The organism is Mammaliicoccus sp. F-M27 (assembly GCF_022387115.1).
GTDB classification, from domain to species: domain Bacteria; phylum Bacillota; class Bacilli; order Staphylococcales; family Staphylococcaceae; genus Mammaliicoccus; species Mammaliicoccus vitulinus.
This window is the reverse complement of record NZ_JAJNIE010000029.1, coordinates 1-3,247: the sequence shown is the minus strand read 5'-3', so window position 1 is coordinate 3,247 and position 3,247 is coordinate 1. Positions and strand designations below refer to the sequence as shown.

Annotated in this window: 3 protein-coding genes; 1 reads left to right on the top strand and 2 read right to left on the bottom strand. The window is 32.6% G+C overall.

What is annotated here, in order from left to right; genetic code table 11:
• Positions 1–366: 366 nt before the first annotated feature.
• Entirely contained in the window at positions 367–1,998 is a 1,632-nt protein-coding gene (locus tag LQ598_RS13590; RefSeq protein WP_016912048.1) for an APC family permease, read from the bottom strand.
• Positions 1,999–2,297: 299 nt separating this feature from the next.
• On the opposite strand from LQ598_RS13590, the gene LQ598_RS13585 reads away from it, so the two are divergent.
• Positions 2,298–3,008, top strand: coding sequence for a MerR family transcriptional regulator (locus LQ598_RS13585; RefSeq protein ID WP_107536593.1), 711 nt, complete (start codon positions 2,298–2,300; stop codon positions 3,006–3,008).
• Positions 3,009–3,142: 134 nt separating this feature from the next.
• Here the strand turns inward: LQ598_RS13585 and LQ598_RS13580 are convergent.
• On the bottom strand, positions 3,143–3,247 hold a 105-nt coding region (locus LQ598_RS13580), incomplete at its 5' end, for an IS3 family transposase (RefSeq protein WP_239703233.1).

Genomic DNA, 3,247 nt, shown 5'->3' with positions numbered 1-3,247 from the left:
ATATCTAAGTGAAATTAGGGTGTACGTAAGAAGACTGTAGAGATATTATGCTCAATTCACACTACTGTCTTTTAGTAAATAGCATGATATGTTTTAAAATCTTACGATTTTGAAAGTGCATGCTTGCCTAGGGGTATGGCTCGAGCCTGTAGTCTCTCACGCATACTATTCCCCTGGGCGTCAGCACTTTACAAAATCGTGGGGAATGATTAAGGTGAAATATAGATTACGTTGTTCAATGATTGTTACGGTCAAAACGCACGAAGACTCAAAAGATAAAATAAAAAGAGCGTAAATTCTTATTTTTAAGAATTTACGCTCTTTTATATTAATGTCCCAGGATCAGTCTTAACATGATTAGGGGAATTATGATTCTTTTGATTGATTGTATAATTTCTCTTTCATATCAGCATTTATTTTTTTAGCTTTTTTAAAGTAAATACCTTCAAAGTAACTTGTCGTACCCAATTTATAGAACACTAAGGCAACTATTGAAATCACGACAAAGTCATAAGGATAGTGAATCCAATTAAGTCCATTAAATTCTTTACTTCCTATAAACGATAGGAATGAAAGTATAATGAGATATGCGATAATCCAAATACTACCGCCGATTTGTTTTTTAGTGTTTTTCCAATTTGTTTTATATTCATAGAAGAAATAAATTGGTAAGCCTAAAATGATAATGAATATTACTTGAGCAGTTGTTGGCCACATAGCCCAATAAATTGCGAGTGACGCTACAACAAATGAGAATGGCGCCATAAAACCTAACATTTTTGCACGGAATGGCCTATGCATATTTGGTGCCATTTTACGTAATGAGACAACGGTTGTTGGACCAGTTAAATAAGCTACAAGTGTAGAGGTAGAAATGACACTTGCTAAAACTGCCCAATCACGGAATAGCGATACCATAATCATACTTACAATGGTATTAAATATAATTGCTACACGTGGAATATGATATTTAGAATTCATTGTTCCTAAAAACTTAGGGATATGTCCGTTCTTTTCCATTGCACGTAATACACGACCTGTAATTGCTACGAATGATACGCCTGTACCAAATGGAGAAACAACAGCTTCTAAATACAATAGAATTGCTAACCAATTTAAACCTAATATGATTGCTAAGTTTGCAAATGGTGAATCAAAATTAATACCGCTCCAACCACCACTTTCAGAAAGCATATCTGCTGGCATAGAAGTGATAAAAGTGCTTTGTAAAATAATATATAAAGCTGCACTTAAGGATAATGAAATGAGAACCCCTCGATATATATTTTTTTCAGGGTTTTGTATTTCAGACCCCATGTTAATAATCGTTTGGAAAGCATTAAATGAAAAGATTATTCCAGAGGCTGTAGTAGCAGCAAAAATCGGTGCACTACCATATGGCATGAATTCACCCATTGATGAACCATAGTTTCCAGTATCAAATCCAGAAATCATTAACATAATGATTGTTACTAATGGCACACCTAGTTTGAAGAAAGAAATCAAACTTGTAAATGAAGTTAAAAGTTTAACTGACCAGTAATTTAATAATGAGAATATGATGATAATAATAAATACTGCAAATAATCCCATGTTACTAATCGAGCCATCATGCATTAGTTGACTAGTTGGTTTAGCCCAATCCCATGGCCAAGAACTGATATATTGAACAGCTGAGACTGCTTCTATAGGTATAATTGTTACTAACGATACCCAATTGGCCCATGCTGCAATGAAACCTAGAAGGGAACCATGTGTATATTGGGCATAATTACTCATACCGCCTGATTGTGGAAACATTGTACCAATCTCTATATAATTATAGGCGATAGATCCTATAACGATAAACCCAATAATCCAAGAGATAATGGCTGCAGGACCTGCAATAGCTGATGCTTCCCATGCTCCGAATAACCATCCAGAACCTATTAATGAACCTAGACCTAATAGTACAAGTTGTGTTAGGTTAATTTTTTTATTTTGGTTTTGACTACTCATAAAATCTCCTATTCAAATTTTTTATAATTAATATAAATTTCGTTGTTAAAATTTATGTGCGGATAATTATTATACGCTTGTGAATATATTAGTCAAATGTAGGTAGTGTCTTGAAGCGTTTTTAAGACATGATTATATGAATTTGATTTTGTAGATATATTTACGAGATTAGCCTTCTCGTAGTCTAAATTGGAAGCATGTTCAATTGAACGATATTTAATACTTGATTGTGACGTTGCGTAACGAAATACAATAATTATATATTGATGTAATGTTTAATGAAGATAGGAGAGATAAAAATGCATATGACAACTGGAGAAGTAGCGAAATTATGTAATGTTACAGTTAGAACTGTTCAATATTATGATAAGAAAGGGATTGTAAGTCCTAGCAATACATCTGAAAATAACCGTAGACTTTATACAGAAGCGGACGTTAACGAATTAAGGCTTGTGCTGACTTTGAAGGATATGAACTTCTCGTTAAAAGAAATTAAAGAACTCATAAATTCTAATCAATCCATAAACACACTGAATGTTTTATTAAGCGAGAAACTCATTGAACTTGAAGATGAAATTCAACAACAAGCTGAACAAGTAGAACAAATTAAATTTGTAAGAGAGAATATTAGTAAAGAAAGTGAATATCCCGTATCAAATGTACTTAACTTAAATAATAAAATAAAAAAACATCAAACAATGAAGACGTTCAGAAGAAAATTTATGGGGATATCACTAGTAGTAGGGGCATTTCAATATAGTAGTATCATCATGTCCATTATGAAGAAGAAGTGGAAACCAATTATTTTAATATATCCATTTATATTCATATATGCTGTGCTTGCATCTAAAAAATACTATTCTGTCGTGCGTTATTTATGTCCAAATTGTCAAAATGAATTCAAACCACTATTTGTAGAATGGTTCAAATCGAATCATACTTACCAAACAAGAAAATTAGCATGCCCCCATTGTGGCGCTGAAAGTTATTGTATCGAAACACACGAATAAGTAAGAAGCGTGAAAGAGGCTATAATCACTTCGACTAAACTTTGCTTCTGAAAGAGAAAATAAAGTAATTCAAAAACCATCACTTAATGTGGCACTGCACCCTTACTAAGGGAGTTCAATAAAAACACTATTTTCTAGGCTGCTAATCCCCTATATTCTATAGGGGATAAGTAGCCTAGTTTTTGTTGAATTCTAACTTTATTATAGTTTTCAATGTAATTTTCGACAATATCTATTAC

Bases quoted from the DNA above. Each gene is read 5' to 3' on its own strand.
- LQ598_RS13590 (WP_016912048.1), bottom strand. From the start codon at position 1,998: ATGAGTAGTCAAAACCAAAATAAAAAAATTAACCTAACACAACTTGTA.
- LQ598_RS13585 (WP_107536593.1), top strand. From the start codon at position 2,298: ATGCATATGACAACTGGAGAAGTAGCGAAATTATGTAATGTTACAGTT.